The 16,322-nt window shown below is 71.4% G+C and carries 14 protein-coding genes; 2 read left to right on the forward strand and 12 right to left on the reverse strand.

Annotation, left to right across the window (positions count from 1 at the left end):
- Positions 1-56: 56 nt before the first annotated feature.
- Both ACFVTF_RS31320 and ACFVTF_RS31325 read right to left on the reverse strand, forming a co-directional pair.
- Positions 57-1,214: an adenosine deaminase gene (locus tag ACFVTF_RS31320; protein ID WP_387817607.1), complete on the reverse strand. Its 1,158-nt coding sequence runs from the start codon at positions 1,212-1,214 to the stop codon at positions 57-59.
- A gap of 196 nt (positions 1,215-1,410) precedes the next feature.
- A complete protein-coding gene (locus tag ACFVTF_RS31325; protein ID WP_363624598.1) occupies positions 1,411-2,388 on the reverse strand; it encodes a LysR family transcriptional regulator in 978 nt (325 codons plus the stop codon).
- Between the two features lie 92 nt (positions 2,389-2,480).
- Here ACFVTF_RS31325 and ACFVTF_RS31330 point away from each other — a divergent pair, with 92 nt between their 5' ends.
- Positions 2,481-3,758, forward strand: a complete 1,278-nt coding sequence (locus ACFVTF_RS31330) for an MFS transporter (RefSeq protein WP_387817608.1) — start codon at positions 2,481-2,483, stop codon at positions 3,756-3,758.
- A 232-nt stretch (positions 3,759-3,990) separates the two neighbouring features.
- On the opposite strand, the gene ACFVTF_RS31335 is transcribed toward ACFVTF_RS31330, so the two are convergent.
- The 10 genes from ACFVTF_RS31335 to ACFVTF_RS31380 form a co-directional block, all read right to left on the reverse strand.
- Positions 3,991-4,329, reverse strand: coding sequence for a helix-turn-helix domain-containing protein (locus ACFVTF_RS31335; protein ID WP_387817609.1), 339 nt, complete (start codon positions 4,327-4,329; stop codon positions 3,991-3,993).
- The gene (locus ACFVTF_RS31340; protein WP_387817610.1) at positions 4,326-4,709 is read right to left on the reverse strand and encodes a type II toxin-antitoxin system RelE/ParE family toxin; all 384 of its coding nucleotides are present in this window, start codon (positions 4,707-4,709) and stop codon (positions 4,326-4,328) included. Before ACFVTF_RS31340 ends, ACFVTF_RS31335 begins: the two co-directional genes overlap by 4 nt.
- Before the next feature lie 46 nt (positions 4,710-4,755).
- The gene (locus ACFVTF_RS31345) at positions 4,756-6,033 is read right to left on the reverse strand and encodes a thymidine phosphorylase (RefSeq protein ID WP_371518505.1); all 1,278 of its coding nucleotides are present in this window, start codon (positions 6,031-6,033) and stop codon (positions 4,756-4,758) included.
- A 96-nt stretch (positions 6,034-6,129) separates the two neighbouring features.
- A complete protein-coding gene (locus tag ACFVTF_RS31350; RefSeq protein WP_063349052.1) occupies positions 6,130-6,534 on the reverse strand; it encodes a cytidine deaminase in 405 nt (134 codons plus the stop codon).
- Complete coding sequence (locus ACFVTF_RS31355; protein WP_350877261.1) at positions 6,531-7,796, reverse strand: ABC transporter permease; 1,266 nt, start codon at positions 7,794-7,796, stop codon at positions 6,531-6,533. Before ACFVTF_RS31355 ends, ACFVTF_RS31350 begins: the two co-directional genes overlap by 4 nt.
- A complete protein-coding gene (locus ACFVTF_RS31360; RefSeq protein ID WP_387817612.1) occupies positions 7,793-8,959 on the reverse strand; it encodes an ABC transporter permease in 1,167 nt (388 codons plus the stop codon). Before ACFVTF_RS31360 ends, ACFVTF_RS31355 begins: the two co-directional genes overlap by 4 nt.
- 5 nt (positions 8,960-8,964) lie before the next feature.
- Positions 8,965-10,491, reverse strand: coding sequence for an ABC transporter ATP-binding protein (locus tag ACFVTF_RS31365; protein ID WP_387817636.1), 1,527 nt, complete (start codon positions 10,489-10,491; stop codon positions 8,965-8,967).
- A 347-nt stretch (positions 10,492-10,838) separates the two neighbouring features.
- Positions 10,839-11,900, reverse strand: coding sequence for a BMP family protein (locus tag ACFVTF_RS31370; RefSeq protein WP_387817613.1), 1,062 nt, complete (start codon positions 11,898-11,900; stop codon positions 10,839-10,841).
- A 467-nt stretch (positions 11,901-12,367) separates the two neighbouring features.
- Positions 12,368-13,621, reverse strand: coding sequence for an amidohydrolase (locus ACFVTF_RS31375; protein ID WP_387817614.1), 1,254 nt, complete (start codon positions 13,619-13,621; stop codon positions 12,368-12,370).
- Between the two features lie 183 nt (positions 13,622-13,804).
- Positions 13,805-15,394: a methylmalonyl-CoA mutase gene (locus ACFVTF_RS31380; RefSeq protein ID WP_387817615.1), complete on the reverse strand. Its 1,590-nt coding sequence runs from the start codon at positions 15,392-15,394 to the stop codon at positions 13,805-13,807.
- A 140-nt stretch (positions 15,395-15,534) separates the two neighbouring features.
- Between ACFVTF_RS31380 and ACFVTF_RS31385 the strand changes: the two genes are divergently transcribed.
- Positions 15,535-16,290, forward strand: a complete 756-nt coding sequence (locus tag ACFVTF_RS31385) for an SDR family oxidoreductase (RefSeq protein ID WP_387817616.1) — start codon at positions 15,535-15,537, stop codon at positions 16,288-16,290.
- The last annotated feature ends 32 nt before the right edge of the window (positions 16,291-16,322 follow it).

The raw sequence follows: 16,322 nt of genomic DNA on the forward strand, positions 1-16,322 counted from the left end.
CCAACTCCCCTTCGGGACATGGGCGTTCACCCGACCATTCGAACGGGAAAGGCCGCTCAGCTGTCGCCGGTGCCCGAGCTGAACAGCCACTCCGCCTTCAGTTCGGCGTACCCCGGCTTGATCACGTCGCTGATCATCGCCAGCCGCTCGTCGAACGGCAGGAACGCGGACTTCATCGCGTTCACCGTGAACCACTCCATGTCCCCCAGCGTGTAGCCGAAGGCCTCCACCAGGTGCCCGAACTCGCGGCTCATGCTGGTGCCGCTCATCAGCCGGTTGTCGGTGTTCACGGTGACCCGGAACTTCAGCCGGCTGAGCAGCCCGATCGGGTGCTCGGCGTACGAAGTGGCCGCCGCGGTCTGGAGGTTGGAGGTCGGGCACATCTCCAGCGGGATGCGCTTGTCGCGCACGTACGCGGCCAGCCGGCCGAGCTCGACGCTGCCGTCCTCGGCCACCGTGATGTCGTCGACGATCCGCACGCCGTGGCCGAGCCGGTCGGCGCCGCAGCACTGCAGGGCCTCCCAGATCGACGGGAGGCCGAAGGCCTCGCCCGCGTGGATGGTGAAGTGGTTGTTCTCGCCCTTGAGGTAGTCGAAGGCGGCCTGGTGGCGGGTGGGCGGGTGGCCCGCCTCGGCACCGGCGATGTCGAAGCCGACGACGCCCTGGTCCCGGTGGCGGTTGGCCAGTTCGGCGATCTCGGTGGAGCGGGCGGCGTGCCGCATCGCGGTCAGCAGGGTGCCGACCCGGATCCGGTGGCCGGCCGCGCGGGCGTTGGCCTCGCCGAGGCGGAAGCCCTCGTTCACGGCCTGGACGACCTCGTCCAGGGACAGGCCGGCCTCCAGGTGCTGCTCGGGGGCGTAGCGGACCTCGGCGTACACGACGCCGTCGGCGGCCAGGTCCTCGGCGCAGTCGGCGGCGACCTTGATCAGGGCCTCGCGGGTCTGCATCACGGCGCAGGTGTGCGCGAAGGTCTCCAGGTAGCGGACCAGCGAGCCGGAGTCGGCGGCCTCGCGGAACCACTCGCCGAGTTCCTTGGCGTCGGTGGTCGGAAGGCCCTCGTAGCCGACCGCGGCGGCCAGCTCGACGACCGTCTCCGGGCGCAGCCCGCCGTCGAGGTGGTCGTGCAGCAGCACCTTCGGCGCGCGGCGGATCTGGTCGGGGGTGGGGATGCGCGGGCCGGCGCCCGCGGCGGTGACAGGGATCTGCTTCTCCATTGCGGAAATATAGCCCCTACGCGCGTAGACCCACCACTGTTAACACGGCCGGTTCGACGAAAGTCCACCGGGAATTCCACCGCCCGGGTCATCCGCGGCACATTCGGCCCCGCTGCGGCCCCATTGCGGCCCCATTGCGGGTCAGTCGTGGCCTCATTGCGGCCCCATTGCGGCTCAGTCGTGGCCCAGCGGCGGCTCAGTCGTGCTGCAGCAACCGGCCCCGCCGGGACAGCACGAAGTCCCGGAACGCCGCCACCGGCGGGGTCAGCGGCCGCCCCGCCGCCCAGGCCAGCCCGATCGCCCGCCGGGTGCGCGGCGCCGTCACCTCCAGCTCCACCACCCCCGGCCGCGGCACCAGCGCCGGCGGCAGCAGCGCCACCCCCAGCCCGGCCGCGACCAGCCCGCGCAGCGTCTCCGCCTCCTCCCCCTCGAAGGCCAGCCGCGGCACGAACCCGGCCTGCGCGCAGAAGCCGTCCGTGATCGCGCGCAGCCCGTACCCCTGCTCCAGCCCGACGAACGGCTCCTCGGCCACCTCCGCCAGCCGGATCCGCCGCCGGCCCGCCAGCCGGTGGTCCGCCGGGACGACCAGGTGCAGCCGCTGCTCGTCCAGCGGGCGGGCCGTGAAGGCCGGATCGTCCGGCAGCGGCGCGACCAGGCAGAGGTCCAACTCCCCCGCCCGCAACCGCTCCAGCATCGCCCCGACGTAGTCCTGCACCAGCTGGAACCGGACCTGCGGATGCCCCGCCCGGAACCCGCGCAGCAGCGCCGGCACCGCGTCCGTCCCCATCGTGTGCAGGAAGCCGAACGCCACCCGCCCGGCCGCCGGATCGGCCTCCGCCCGGGCCGCCTCCGCCCCCCGCTCGACCTCCGCCAGCGCCCGCTCCACCGAGGCCAGCAGCAGCCGGCCCGCCCTGGTCAGCCGGACCGTCCGGCCCTGACGGGCCAGCAGGTCCACGCCCAGCTCCTCCTCCAGCCGGGCCACCGCCCGCGACAGCGTCGGCTGCGGCACCCCGAGCAGCGCGGCCGCCCGCGTCACATGCTCCAGCCGGGCCACCGCCGCGAACTGGGCCAGCCGGGGCGCCAGCAGTACCGCCGGCTCGTCCGGCCCCAACTCCGCCACCCGGTACCGCGGCTCCGTGCCGTCCGTCACGTCCGCCCTGTCCGCCCCGGCCATCCCGCCACCACCTCGACTCATACGACAACGCATCGATCATCCACCGTTCATGCATTGGACGCATCAACCGCAGCGCGCCTACCGTCGACGACATGCAGCCCGCCGATACCAGGGCATCCGTGACCACCCCGGATGCCCCCGCCCCCGCCGCCCCGCACGACGACCGCCACCGCCCCGGCCAGCGCGCCTTCCGCCGCGCCAACCTCGCCCTGTTCGCCGCCGGAGTCGCGACCTTCGTCCTGCTCTACTCCACCCAGGGCCTGCTGCCGATCCTCTCGGCCGACCTCGACCTCACCCCCGGCCAGGCCAGCTGGACGGCCTCCGCCGCCACCCTCGGACTCGCGCTCGCCCTGCTCCCCGCCAGCGCCCTGTCCGACCGGTACGGCCGCACCGCCGTCATGACGGCCTCCACCCTCGCCGCCGCCACCCTCGCCCTCGCCCTGCCGTTCGCGCCCGACCTCACCACCCTCGTCGTGCTGCGCGTCCTCCAGGGCGCCGCGCTGGCCGGGCTGCCCGCCACCGCCATGGCCTACCTCGCCGAGGAGGTCCACCCCAGCGCCCTGGCCTCCGCGATGGGCCTGTACGTGGCCGGCAACAGCATCGGCGGCATGGGCGGCCGACTGCTCTCCGGCTGGACCGCCGCGGCCTTCGGCTGGCGCTGGGGCCTCGCCGCCTCCGCCGCCCTCGCCCTGCTCGCCGCGCTCGCCTTCCGGCTGCTGATCCCCGCCGCCCGGCACTTCACCCCGGCCCCGGTGGACGCCCGCGCCCTGGCCCGCACCGTCGGCCGGCACCTGCACAACCCGCTGCTGGTGCGGCTGTACGCGCTCGGACTGCTGTTCATGGCCGTGTTCGGCGCGGTCTACAACACCGTCGGCTACCGGCTGATCTCGGCGCCGTTCCACCTGCCCGAGTCCGTCGCCGCCTCGATCTTCGTCGTCTACCTGGTCGGCACCGGCACCTCCGCCGCCGCCGGCCGCCTCGCCGCCCGGCTCGGCCGCCGCGGCGCGCTCTACGTCTCCATCGGCGTGACCGCCGCCGGGCTGCTGCTCTCCCTCACCGAGTCCCTGGTCTGCGCCCTGCTCGGCCTGGTCCTGATCACCGCCGGCTTCTTCGCCGGCCACGCCACCGCCTCCTCCGCGGTCGGCCGCACCGCCACCGAGGGCCGCGCCCAGGCCTCCGCCCTCTACCTGATCGCCTACTACCTCGGCAACAGCCTCGGCGGCACCCTCGGCGCCGACGCCTACCACGCCACCGGCTGGCCCGGCGCCGCCACCGTCGGCCTCACCGCCATGACCCTCGCCGCCGCCGTCACCCTCTACGCCACCCGCCAGGCCCACGCCGCGGCCCGCCCGACATCGGTAGGCTCCTGAAACGTCCTGGTCGATCCCCGCAAGGGCACCGGCGTCGTCCACGACGAGCCCGGGTACACCCGCCGCAAGGACTTCGTCTTCGGCGACAAGATCACCGTCGGCCCCTGGACGCTCGACACCAGCGTCCTGCGGACTTACGCCTGAGCCCCCGCGCGCAGGACACCGGCCGACCGGGCCTGAACACACGGAAAGAGCCCCTACCCGACAACCAGGTAGGGGCTCCGTCGGTCCCTCATGCAGCCGGCGCGTGAAAGCGAAGCTTCGTATCGGCGCCGGGCACCACGTGGAGGTCCAACTCGGCTTCCAGAGCCACCGCCAGCTTTTCCAGCAGCAACAGGGTGGGGACTGTGTCAGCTCCCTCGATGTTCTCGATCTCCGCCTCGGTCATGTTCGCGCGGCGGGCCACTTCGGCCTGCGACAAGCCGAGAGCAGTGCGGCGGTCGTAGAGAGCCTGTCCGAAGGCCAGCGCATAGCGGATCTCCCGCCGGTGCTCGACCACCTCGGGCGGTTCTTCGACCTGCTCGCCCAGCAGCGCACGCGTGCGAGCGGTCTTCCACTGGAGGTGGTTCATCGCTGCTCTCCCTTTCCGAAGATCCGGCTGAACTCTTCGTGCGCAGGGTCGTGCTCTGACTCGCAGATCTTCTGCGCCCACATCGCCCGGGTGACTTCAGCAGTCTCCCTCATCCGGGTTTTGGCGAACACCGTCAGAAGAATGATCCGCCGCTCAGGCCCGAGCCAGTACGTGACCCTGGTAGCCATACCCGCGAGGCCGAAGCGCAATTCTCGCAGCGGACCCGCCAGATGGCGCGTATACGGCTCACCGAGTGTCGTGGGGTGGTCGGCCAGCAGATCGACGGTCTCTTCGACCTTGCGATAGCACCGGTCCGGCAGCTCGCAGAGCCACTGTCGGACCTCCGGTTCGATCTCGACCGTGAAGCGGTCAACTCCCATGTGCGGCAGCCTAGGACACGCTGCCGCACATGGGGTAATCAAGCCGTCACGCGATGCGGTCGAGGACGATCGGGTTCGGGGTGAAGGCCGTGCCGGCCGGGGAGACCGCGATGCCGCCGGCCAGCGCCTCGATGGCGTAGTCGTAGCGCTCGGGGGTGTCGGTGTGCAGGGTCAGCAGGGGCTGGCCGGCCACGACGGTGTCGCCGGGCTTGGCGTGCATCTCGACGCCGGCGCCGGCCTGGACCGGGTCCTCCTTGCGGGCGCGGCCGGCGCCGAGGCGCCAGGCGCAGACGCCGACGGCGTAGGCGTCGAGCTCGGTGAGGACGCCGGAGGCGGGCGCCGGGATGACGTGCTGCTCGCGGGCGACCGGGAGCGGGGCGTCGACGTCGCCGCCCTGGGCGGCGATCATGCGGCGCCAGTGGTCCATCGCGGAGCCGTCGCGCAGCGCGTCGGCCGGGTCCTTGCCGTGCACGCCGGCCGCGGCGAGCATCTCGCGGGCGAGGGCGAGGGTGAGCTCGACGACGTCGGCGGGGCCGCCGCCGGCCAGCACCTCGATCGACTCGCGGACCTCCAGCGCGTTGCCGGCGGTGAGGCCGAGCGGGGTGGACATGTCGGTGAGCAGGGCGACGGTGTTCACGCCGGCGTTGGTGCCCAGGCCGACCATGGTGCGGGCGAGTTCGCGGGCGTTGTCGATGTTCTTCATGAAGGCGCCGGAGCCGACCTTGACGTCCAGGACCAGGGCGCCGGTGCCTTCGGCGATTTTCTTGGACATGATCGAGGAGGCGATCAGCGGGATGGCCTCGACGGTGCCGGTGACGTCGCGCAGCGCGTAGAGCTTCTTGTCGGCGGGCGCGAGGCCGTCACCGGCGGCGCAGATGACCGCGCCGGTGGAGCGCAGGACGTCGAGCATCTCCTCGTTGGAGAGCAGGGCGCGCCAGCCGGGGATGGACTCCAGCTTGTCGAGGGTGCCGCCGGTGTGGCCGAGGCCGCGGCCGGAGAGCTGCGGGACGGCGGCGCCGCAGGCGGCGACGAGCGGGGCGAGCGGGAGGGTGATCTTGTCGCCGACGCCGCCGGTGGAGTGCTTGTCACTGGTGGGCAGCGGCAGCGAGGAGAAGTCCATCCGGACGCCGGAGCGGATCATGGCGTCGGTCCAGCGGCTGATCTCGTGCGGCTTCATGCCGTTCAGCAGGATCGCCATGGCCAGGGCGGACATCTGCTCGTCGGCGACCTCGCCGCGGGTGTAGGCGTCGATGACCCAGTCGATCTGAGCGTCGCTCAGCTCTCCGCTGTCGCGCTTGGTCCTGATGACGGAGATGGCGTCCATGCGTGCTCCAAGAGGGGTTTCAAAAGCGAAGAGTGTCGCGAGATGACCGGGTTCCGGCCCACTCGCGACACTCTACGCGCGTAACAATTGTCGAAGCTAGAGCCGTTCCGGCCCGAACGCGTCGGGCAGGACCTCACTCATCGGGCGGATCCCGGAGGGCAGCTCGATCAGCAGTTCCGGCCCGCCGTGCTCGTAGAGCAGCTGGCGGCAGCGCCCGCACGGCATCAGCAGTTCGCCCGCGCCGTCGACGCAGGTGAAGGCCGTCAGCCGGCCGCCGCCGGTGGCGTGCAGCGCCGACACCAGCCCGCACTCGGCGCACAGCCCGAGCCCGTACGAGGCGTTCTCGACGTTGCAGCCGGTGACCAGCCGCCCGTCGTCCACCAGCGCGGCCGCGCCGACCGGGAACTTGCTGTACGGGGCGTACGCGTGGGTCATCGCCTCGCGCGCGGCCGCGCGCAGCCGCTCCCAGTCGATCGCGGCCGACGCCGCAGGCGCCGTCACTTGCCCTGGCCCTTGCGGTAGATCTGGCCGTCGGCCTTCGGCATCCGCAGCCGCTGGGAGGCCAGCGAGAGCACCACCAGGGTGATCACGTACGGCGTGGCGACGATCAGCGGGCGCTGCACCTCGTCGGTGAGCGCGTACCAGGCGCCGAGACCGCCGGCGACCACGAAGGAGATCGCCGCACCGGTGAACTTGCGCCGGTACAGCTGCCAGAGCGCGAGCAGCGCCATCGCGATGGCGACGGTCAGGATCAGCACGTGCACCGACTCCGGGTCGCGCAGCTGGAGGCTGTCGGTGAAGCCGAACAGGCCGGCGCCCATGGCGAGGCCGCCCGGCATCCAGTTGCCGAAGATCATCGCGGCGAGACCGATGAAGCCGCGGCCGAGGGTCTGGCCGTCCTTGTAGAAGTGCGCCGCGACCAGCGAGAGGTACGCACCGCCGAGGCCCGCGAAGGCGCCGGAGGCGATGACCGCGAGGTACTTGTACTTGTAGACGTTGACGCCCAGCGACTCGGCGGCGGTCGGGTTCTCACCGCAGGAGCGCAGCCGCAGGCCGAACACCGTGCGCCAGAGCACGAAGTAGCTGACCACGATCATCGCGCCGGCCACCAGCACGACCACCGAGATGTTGGTGACCAGGCCGCCGACCACGCCGGCCACGTCCGAGACCAGGAACCAGTGGTGCTTCTCGATGTCGGACAGCCACGAGGACAGCCCGGGGACGGTGATGTACGGCAGCGGATCCGCCGGCGGCGACTGGTTCGCACCCGCGCCGACCGCGATGTAGTCCTTGTAGTAGATCCGGTTGACGTACGCGCAGATGCCGGGGATCAGCAGGTTGATGCCGACGCCGGAGACGATGTGGTCGACGCCGAAGGTGACGGTCACGAGCGCGTGCAGCAGACCGCCGAGCGCGCCGCCGAGCATGCCGGCCAGCAGGCCGACCCACGGGTTGACCAGGTAGCCGGCCCAGGCACCGCAGAAGGTGCCGGCGACCATCATGCCTTCGAGGCCGATGTTGACCACGCCGGCCCGCTCGGACCACAGACCGCCCAGACCGGCCATGCCGATCGGCACGGCGGCGCTGAGCGCGGCGGTGATCTGACCGGAGGAGGTCAGCGCGTGGTTGCCGGTGGCCATGCCCACGGCGGAGAACAGGACCAGGGCGCCCGCGATCAGCAGCAGCACCACCGGCCAGGACATCTTGCGCTTCTTGGTGGGCGCGCCCGGCGCCTTCGGACGCGCGGCGGTAGCCGTGCTCATGCGGACACCTCCTTCTTCTCAGTGGCCGCGGGCTGAGCCGCGAGCTGGGCGGCGAGCTGGGCGCCGACCTTCTGCTGCTGGCGCTTCAGGCCGTAGCGGCGCACCAGTTCGTAGGCGACGACGACGCAGATGACGATGGTGCCCTTCATGACGTCGACGATCTCGAAGGGGAAGCCGCCCTGGAGCGGCAGCTGGGAGCCGGTGGTGTCCAGGAAGGCGAACAGCAGGGCCGCGAAGGCCATGCCGATCGGGCTGTTGCGGCCGAGCAGGGCGATCGAGATGCCGAGGAAGCCCAGACCGGGCTGGAAGCTCTGGCCGTAGTAGAACGAGTTCTGCACCAGCTCGGGCATGCCGATCAGACCGGCGATCGCGCCGGAGACCGCCATCGAGATGATCACCATGCGCTTGACGTTCACGCCGGACGCGGTCGCGGCCGACTCCGAGCGGCCGGTGGCGCGCAGGTCGAAGCCGAAGCGGGTGCGGGTCAGCGCGAACTGGAACACCACGCCGACCAGGGCGGCGACGAAGATGAAGCCCCAGAGCGGGCCACCCGCCGTCTCCATCGTGAAGAAGTGGCTGGACTGCGAGATCGGGTCGGTCTGGATCGAGTTGCTGGTGGAGCTCGTCTTCGGCGCGAAGACGCCGGGGACGAGCAGCAGGCCGACGACCGCGATCGAGATCGAGTTCAGCATGATGGTCGAGATGACCTCGCTGACCCCGCGGTAGACCTTCAACAGACCGGCGATGCTCGCGTACAGGCCGCCGACCAGCATGGCGGTGACCAGCAGCAGCGGGATCTGGATGATCGCCGGCAGGTCGACCTTGGCACCGACGAAGGCCGCGAACAGCGCCGCGACCTTGTACTGGCCCTCGACGCCGATGTTGAACAGGTTCATCCGGAACCCGAAGGCGGCGGCAGCGGCGGCCAGGTAGTACGTGGTGGACCGGTTGAGGATCCCCACTTGGCCGTCCGACTTGCCGGCGTACGTGAGCATCACGTTCCACGCGTCGAACGGGTTCTTGCCCGAAGTCGCCAGCAGGACGGAGCAGATCACGATGGAGAGCACGACCGCGAGCACCGGCGCCGCCAGTGCGAGCACGATCCGCTCACCGCTGATCCGCTGCGCCAGGCTGCGCTTGGCGGCGGTGTTGGGACTGGTCATGTGGGTTACTCCCCCGCCTGCGGGTCGTCGGCGGTGTCGGTGGGGCCGGCGTCGGACTCGGCCTCGGTGCCCTCCACGAGGATCTCGTGGAAGTGCTCGACGGCCTCCGCATCGGACTCGAGGTGGCCGCTGGCGGCACCCGTCATGGCGGTGCCGAGGTCCTCGGCGGTGACGGTGGCCGGGTCGGCGTCGGCGACCAGGCGCCCGCGGTAGATGACCCGGATGGTGTCGGACAGGCCGATCAGCTCGTCCAGGTCCGCGGAGATCAGCAGGACGGCCAGGCCGGCCCGCTGGGCGACCCGGATGTGCTCCCAGATCTGCGCCTGCGCGCCGACGTCCACACCACGGGTGGGGTGCGCGGCGATCAGCAGCTTGGGCTGGTGGCTCATCTCGCGGCCGATGATCAGCTTCTGCTGGTTGCCGCCGGAGAGGGAGGCCGCGGTGACCTCGATGCCCGGGGTGCGGACGTCGTAGTCCTCGACGATCCGCCAGGTGTCCTTGCGGGCGGCGCCCGGGTCGAGCAGGACGCCCTTGGAGTTGGGCGCCTCGGTGACGTGACCGAGGATCCGGTTCTCCCAGAGCGGGGCCTCCAGCAGCAGGCCGTGCTTGTGGCGGTCCTCGGGGATGTAGCCGATGCCGGCCTCGCGGCGGGCCCGGGTGAGCGAGCCGGAGAGGTCCTTGCCGTCCAGGGTGACGGTGCCGCCGTCCAGCGGCAGCATGCCCATGATGGCCTCGACCAGTTCCGCCTGGCCGTTGCCCTCGACGCCGGCGATGCCGAGGATCTCGCCCTTGTGGATGCGCAGCGAGATGTCGTCGAGGACGACGCGCTCGATGCCCTCGGCGTCGGTCTTGGCGATCCGCAGGTCCTTGACGTCGAGCATCTCGGTCGTGGTGACGGTCGACTCGCGGCTCTCCGGGGAGGGCAGCTCGGCGCCGACCATCATCTCGGCCAGCTGACGGGCGGTGACGGCCTTCGGGTCGGCGTCGCCGACCGTGGTGCCGCGCCGGATCACGCTGATCGCGTCGGCCACCGCCAGCACCTCGTGCAGCTTGTGCGAGATGAAGATGACGGTGACGCCCTCGGACTTGAGCTCGCGCAGGTTGTCGAACAGCGCGTCGACCTCCTGCGGGACGAGCACGGCCGTCGGCTCGTCGAGGATCAGGATCTTGGCGCCGCGGTAGAGCACCTTGAGGATCTCGACGCGCTGGCGGTCGGCGACGCCGAGGTCCTCGACCAGGGCGTCCGGGCGCACGCCCAGGCCGTACTGGTCGGAGATCTCCTTGATCTTCGCCTTCGCCTTGGCGCCGATGCCGTGGAGCTTCTCGCCGCCGAGGACGACGTTCTCCCACACGGTGAGGTTGTCGGCCAGCATGAAGTGCTGGTGGACCATGCCGATGCCGCGGGAGATGGCGTCGCCCGGGGTGTTGAACTCGCACGTCTCGCCGTTGATCGCGATGGTGCCCTCGTCCGGCTTCTGCATGCCGTACAGGATCTTCATCAGCGTCGACTTGCCGGCGCCGTTCTCACCCATGAGGGCGTGCACGGTACCGCTGCGGACGGTGAGGTTGATGTCGTGGTTGGCCACGACACCGGGGAAGCGCTTGGTGATGCCGCGCAGTTCGACGGCCGATGTCGCCGTCCCCGCGCTGGGGGTACCGTCCTCGCGCGGGGGGACGGGGTCGGATGCGGTGATGGCGATCTCCTGGTGGTCTGGAGGCGCGTCGTTGCGCTGGGAGGGCCAAGGGGAAGACGGGGGGACGGGACGGGGCCCGGGGGTACGCGTTGAGCGCACCCTGCCGGGCCCCTCCCGTGTTGCTCTGTCGTTCGTCGCGCTGCCGGGCAGGCGGCAGTCGCTGGTGCGTCCGGGACGCGCGGGCCTTACTGGGCCGGCGTGGTCGGGACGGTGGTGGCGCCGGAGGTGATCTGCGTGGTGGCAGCCTTCAGCTTGTCCTGGATGTCGTCGAGCTTGCCGCCGGTGGTGGCGAGCGAGACGCCCTCGGCCTTCAGGTCGAAGAGCTTGATGCCGGTGAACGGCTGGCCCTTCTTGACCGACTCGATGTAGGAGAAGACCGCGTTGTCGACGTTCTTCACCATCGAGGTGAGGATGCTGTTCTTGTACTTCGCCAGGGCCGGCTGGGCGGCCTGGTCGGAGTCGACGCCGATGGCGTAGGCGCCCTGCTTGTTGGCGACGGCCTCGATGGCGCCGTTGCCGGAGGAGCCGGCGGCGGCGTAGATGACGTCCGCGCCCTTGTCGAGCTGGCCCTGCGCGGCCTCCTTGCCCTTGTCGGGCGAGTTGAAGCCGGTGAAGTCCGGAGGCGTGGTCAGGTAGGTGGTCTCGACCTGGATGTTCGCGTCGACGGACTTCACACCCGCCTTGTAACCGGCCTCGAACTTCTTGATCAGCTCGGTCTGCACACCGCCGATGAAGCCGACGTGCTTGGACTTCGACTTGTTCGCGGCGGCGACGCCGGCGAGGTACGAACCCTCCTGCTCGGCGAAGACCAGCGAAGTGACGTTGGACGGCTGGTCCTTGTCGTTCGAGTCGATGATCGCGAACTTGACGTTCGGGTTGTCCTTGGCGACCTTGTCGACCGCCTGCTGGTAGACGAAGCCGACCGCGATGATCGTCTTGTAACCGCCGTCGATCAGGTTCTTGAGGCGGGTCTCCTTGTCAGCCTCCGCCTCACCGGTCTTGGCGTCGGCCTCGGTGACCGCGACGCCGAGGTCGGCCTTGGCCTTGTCGAGACCGCGGGCGGCGGAGTCGTTGAACGACTGGTCGCCACGGCCGCCGATGTCGTAGGCCATACCGACCTTGATCGAGCCGTCGCCCGAACCGGAGGAGGTGTTGCTGTCAGTGCTCTTTGCGCCGCAAGCGGCGAGCGAGGCCATGCCCAGGGAACCCGAGAGCACAACCGCAGCGAGCTTCATTGAACGGCGCAAGGGAGTATCTCCTTCTCACACGCACCTGATTAGCGTGGTCGGACGCCACCGTAACGCGCGTAGAACACGGTTGGGTTACGGGGTGCCGGACCATTCGGGTTGTTATCAAACCGTGGTCTCACGGTCTTCCCAAGGCCCTATTCCCGTGCGCGGACGGTGATCCAAAGCTGGTTTTGCGGCTCAGTCTACGGAACCGTTCGATAACCCCGGATCGCGGTAAACCGGCCGGTCACCGCGATGGGGTGCCGGCCGGTCGTCCGGAGGGTCGCCCTCGGGGGGCGTTCACGCAGTGCCCGTGGAGATGGCCGGGGACGGCGTGCGCCGCTCAATCCCGCGGCCCAGTCCTGCTGTTCGGTTTTCGCAACTCAGTTCGAGACTCGGTCCTGCGGCTCGGTCCTGCCGTTCGGTCTCCGCAGCTCAGTTCGCGACTCAGTCCGCAGCTCGGTCCCGTGACTCAGTCCCGCGGCTCAGTTCTGCGGCTCGTCCAGGGCGAGCGCCGCGAACAGCTCCACGCCGATCCCGATCGCGCGCTCGTCGGCGTCGAAGCGGCCCTGGTGCAGGTCGCGGACGGTGGTGTCACCGGGGGTGCGGACGCCGAGCCGGGCCAGCGCGCCCGGGGCGTGCTCCAGGTACCAGGAGAAGTCCTCGCCGCCCAGGCTCTGCTCGGTGCTCTCCACCACCTGCGCGCCCTCCCGGCCGAACCGGTCGGTCATCGCCGCGTCCAGCAGGGCGACCGAGACCGCCTCGTTGACCACCGGCGGCACCCCTCGGTGGTAGTCCAGCGTCCACTTCGCCCGGTAGGTCTCGGCGAGCTTGGCGATCAGCTCGTGCAGCAGGTCGGGCGCCTCGCGCCAGCCGTCCAGCTCCAGGCAGCGGACGGTGCCCTCCAGTTCGGCGTGCTGCGGGATGACGTTGGGCGCGGAGCCGGAGGCGATCCGGCCCCAGACCAGGCTGACGCCCCAGCGCGGGTCCATCCGGCGGGCCAGCGCGCCCGGCAGGTCGGCGGCCATCCGGGCGACCGCGGCCACCAGGTCGGTGGTCAGGTGCGGGCGGGCGGTGTGCCCGCCGGGGCCGTCCAGGTGCAGCACCAGGCGGTCGCAGGCCGAGGTGATCGCCCCGGTGCGCAGGGCGATCCGGCCCACCTCCACCTTGGGGTCGCAGTGCACCGCGAAGATCCGGCCGACGCCGTCCATCCCCCCGGCCTTGATCACGTCCAGCGCACCACCCGGCAGGACCTCCTCGGCCGGCTGGAACACCAGCCGGACGGGACGGCGCAGTTCGCCGGTGCGGGCGGCCTCGGCCAGCACCAGGGCGGTGCCGAGCACCACCGCGGTGTGCACGTCGTGGCCGCAGGCGTGGGCCCGGCCTGGGACGGTCGAGCGGTACGGCACCTCGGTCTTGGCGTCGTCGATCGGCAGCGCGTCGATGTCGGCGCGGAAGGCCAGGAACTCGGTGCCGGGGGCGGTGCCGACCGGGACGACGTCGACGATCAGGCCGGTGCCACCGGGCAGCACCCGCGGGCTCAGGCCGGCCGCCACCAGCCGGTCGCGGAGCAGGCCGGTGGTGCGGAACTCCTGGCGGCCGAGCTCCGGGTGCCGGTGCAGGTCACGGCGGAAGGCGATCAGCTCGGACTCCAGCCCCCGGACCCGGGCGCGCAGTTCGGCGGCGGGGCGTGCGGTGGCCAGAGTGGCGCCCGGCTGAGCGGGCTCAGGACGGTTCATCTCAACAAGGGTAGGCCTGTTGGGGGGATTTGGCCCGACTTCCGGAAAACTAGTCCCCGGATGGGCGCATACCGGCCGAACAGGTGGGTATGACATCTCGTTTCAGCCGCCTTCCCCGGTTGCTTGCCCTGTGCAACGATCCCCCGGAGCGGCGGTCACGGCCGCCCCCTCATTGACCAGGCGTCAGAAGCGCTCCACCGGGGCGTACACGCCCCACACCTCCCGCAGGGCGTCGCAGACCTCGCCGACGGTGGCCCGCGCGGCCAGCGCCTCCTTCATCGGGTACAGCACGTTCCCCGTCCCCTCCGCGGTGCGGCGCAGCCCGTCCAGCGCCCGGGTGACGGCCCCGCGGTCCCGCCCGGCGCGCAGCCGGGACAGCCGCTCGGCCTGCTGCCGCTCGACCACCGGATCCACCCGCAGCGGCCGGTACGGCTCCTCGGCGTCCAGCCGGAAGCGGTTGACACCGACCACCGTCCGCTCGCCGGAGTCGGTCTCCTGCTGGATCCGGTAGGCGGTGCGCTCGATCGCGGCCTTCTGGAAGCCCTGCTCGATCGCGGCCACCGCGCCGCCCAGCTCCTCGACCCGGGCCATCAGCGCCAGCGCGGCGGCCTCCACCTCGTCGGTCAGCGACTCGACCGCGTACGAGCCGGCGAACGGGTCGACGGTGGCGGTCACGTCGGTCTCGTGGGCGAGCACCTGCTGGGTCCGCAGGGCGAGCCGGGCGGCCTTCTCGGTGGGCAGCGCGATCGCCTCGTCGAAGCCGTTGGTGTGCAGCGACTGGGTGCCGCCGAACACCGCGGCGAGCGCCTGCACCGAGACCCGGACCAGGTTCAGCTCGGGCTGCTGGGCGGTGAGCTGCACCCCGGCGGTCTGGGTGTGGAAGCGCAGCATCCACGAGCGCGGGTCCTTCGCGCCGAACTCCTCCCGCATCACCCTGGCCCAGATCCGGCGGGCGGCACGGAACTTGGCCACCTCCTCCAGCAGCGTGACCCGGGCCACGAAGAAGAACGAGAGCCGGGGGGCGAAGTCGTCCACCGCCATCCCGGCGGCGATCGCGGTACGGACGTAGGCGATGCCGTTGGCCAGCGTGAAGGCGATCTCCTGCGCCGGATCCGCCCCGGCCTCGGCCATGTGGTAGCCGGAGATGGAGATGGTGTTCCAGCGCGGGATCTCCGCCCGGCAGTACCGGAAGACGTCCGCGACCAGCCGCAGCGAGGACTGCGGCGGGAAGATGTACGTGCCCCGGGCGATGTACTCCTTCAGCACGTCGTTCTGGACCGTGCCGGTCAGCCGGGCCGGCGCCACCCCCTGGGCCTCGCCGACCAGTTGGTAGAGCAGCAGGAGCAGGGCGGCGGGCGCGTTGATGGTCATCGAGGTGGACACCCCGCCCAGCGGGATGCCGTCGAACAGCACGGCCAGGTCCTCGACGCTGTCGACGGCCACGCCCACCTTGCCCACCTCCCCGGCGGCGAGCGGCGCGTCCGAGTCGTAGCCCATCTGGGTGGGCAGGTCGAAGGCCACCGACAGGCCGGTGCCGCCGCCCGCGATCAGCTGCCGGTAGCGGGCGTTGGACTCGGCGGCGGTGCCGAAGCCCGCGTACTGGCGCATCGTCCACGGCCGCCCGGCGTACATCGTCGGGTAGACGCCCCGGGTGTACGGGTACTCCCCCGGCCGGCCGAGCCTGCTCGCCGGATCCCAGTCGGCCAGCGCCTCCGGGCCGTACAGCGGCTCGATCGGGAAACCTGACTCGGCGCGGCGCGGCTCGGCTGCCATGAGGTCCCTCCACGGGATCGGCGGGGGCATCGGTCGGTCCTCGCAATGTAGGACAGGACCCGGAGCGGGACCGGTCGGCGCGGGCGCGGAGGCGGTTGAGATGATCGGGTGAACGACCGGATGAGCCCCAGGGAGTGGCAATGACCGAGCAGAAGGTGGCCGTGGTCACCGGTGCCAGCAGCGGAATCGGCGCGGCGACCGCCCGCCGGCTGGCGGCCGAGGGCTTCGACGTGGTGCTGACCGCCCGGCGGACCGAGCGGATCGAGGCGCTGGCCAAGGAGATCGTCGACGGAGGCGGTTCGGCCAGGGCGGTCACGCTCGACGTCACCGACCGGGCCGCCGTGGACGCCTTCGCGGCCGAGGTCGGCCGGGTCGACGTACTGGTGAACAACGCCGGCGGGGCGATCGGCGCCGAGACGGTCGAGCACGGCGACCCGGCCGACTGGCGGGCCATGTACGAGGTGAACGTGCTCGGCGTGCTGCACGTGACGCAGGCGCTGCTGCCGGCCCTGCGGGCCACCGGCGACGGCACCGTGCTGGTGCTCTCCTCGACCGCCGCGCTGGCCGCGTACGAGGGCGGCGGCGGGTACGTCGCGGCCAAGCACGCCGCGCACACCATCGCGGCGACGCTGCGCCTGGAGCTGTGCGGGGAGCCGATCCGGGTGATCGAGATCGCCCCCGGCATGGTGAAGTCCGAGGGCTTCGCGGTCACCCGCTTCCGCGGCGACGAGGAGAAGGCCGCGGCCGTCTACGCCGGCGTGGCCGAGCCGCTGACCTCGGAGGACGTCGCCGACACCGTCGCCTGGGCGGTCACCCGCCCCCCGCACGTCAACATCGACCTCCTGGTCGTCCGCCCCCGCGCCCAGGCCGCCAACCACAAGGTCCACCGCGGCTGACCCCTCCCGGACGGGCAGCCCGGGGGCCATGA

This window comes from Kitasatospora sp. NPDC057940, assembly GCF_042887425.1.
Lineage (GTDB): Bacteria > Actinomycetota > Actinomycetes > Streptomycetales > Streptomycetaceae > Kitasatospora.

Bases quoted from the DNA above. Each gene is read 5' to 3' on its own strand.
- ACFVTF_RS31380 (WP_387817615.1), bottom strand. From the start codon at position 15,394: ATGGCAGCCGAGCCGCGCCGCGCCGAGTCAGGTTTCCCGATCGAGCCG.
- ACFVTF_RS31365 (WP_387817636.1), bottom strand. From the start codon at position 10,491: ATGGGTGAGAACGGCGCCGGCAAGTCGACGCTGATGAAGATCCTGTAC.
- ACFVTF_RS31385 (WP_387817616.1), top strand. From the start codon at position 15,535: ATGACCGAGCAGAAGGTGGCCGTGGTCACCGGTGCCAGCAGCGGAATC.
- ACFVTF_RS31360 (WP_387817612.1), bottom strand. From the start codon at position 8,959: ATGACCAGTCCCAACACCGCCGCCAAGCGCAGCCTGGCGCAGCGGATC.
- ACFVTF_RS31325 (WP_363624598.1), bottom strand. From the start codon at position 2,388: ATGGCCGGGGCGGACAGGGCGGACGTGACGGACGGCACGGAGCCGCGG.
- ACFVTF_RS31330 (WP_387817608.1), top strand. From the start codon at position 2,481: ATGCAGCCCGCCGATACCAGGGCATCCGTGACCACCCCGGATGCCCCC.
- ACFVTF_RS31375 (WP_387817614.1), bottom strand. From the start codon at position 13,621: ATGAACCGTCCTGAGCCCGCTCAGCCGGGCGCCACTCTGGCCACCGCA.
- ACFVTF_RS31320 (WP_387817607.1), bottom strand. From the start codon at position 1,214: ATGGAGAAGCAGATCCCTGTCACCGCCGCGGGCGCCGGCCCGCGCATC.
- ACFVTF_RS31335 (WP_387817609.1), bottom strand. From the start codon at position 4,329: ATGAACCACCTCCAGTGGAAGACCGCTCGCACGCGTGCGCTGCTGGGC.
- ACFVTF_RS31345 (WP_371518505.1), bottom strand. From the start codon at position 6,033: ATGGACGCCATCTCCGTCATCAGGACCAAGCGCGACAGCGGAGAGCTG.
- ACFVTF_RS31340 (WP_387817610.1), bottom strand. From the start codon at position 4,709: ATGGGAGTTGACCGCTTCACGGTCGAGATCGAACCGGAGGTCCGACAG.
- ACFVTF_RS31355 (WP_350877261.1), bottom strand. From the start codon at position 7,796: ATGAGCACGGCTACCGCCGCGCGTCCGAAGGCGCCGGGCGCGCCCACC.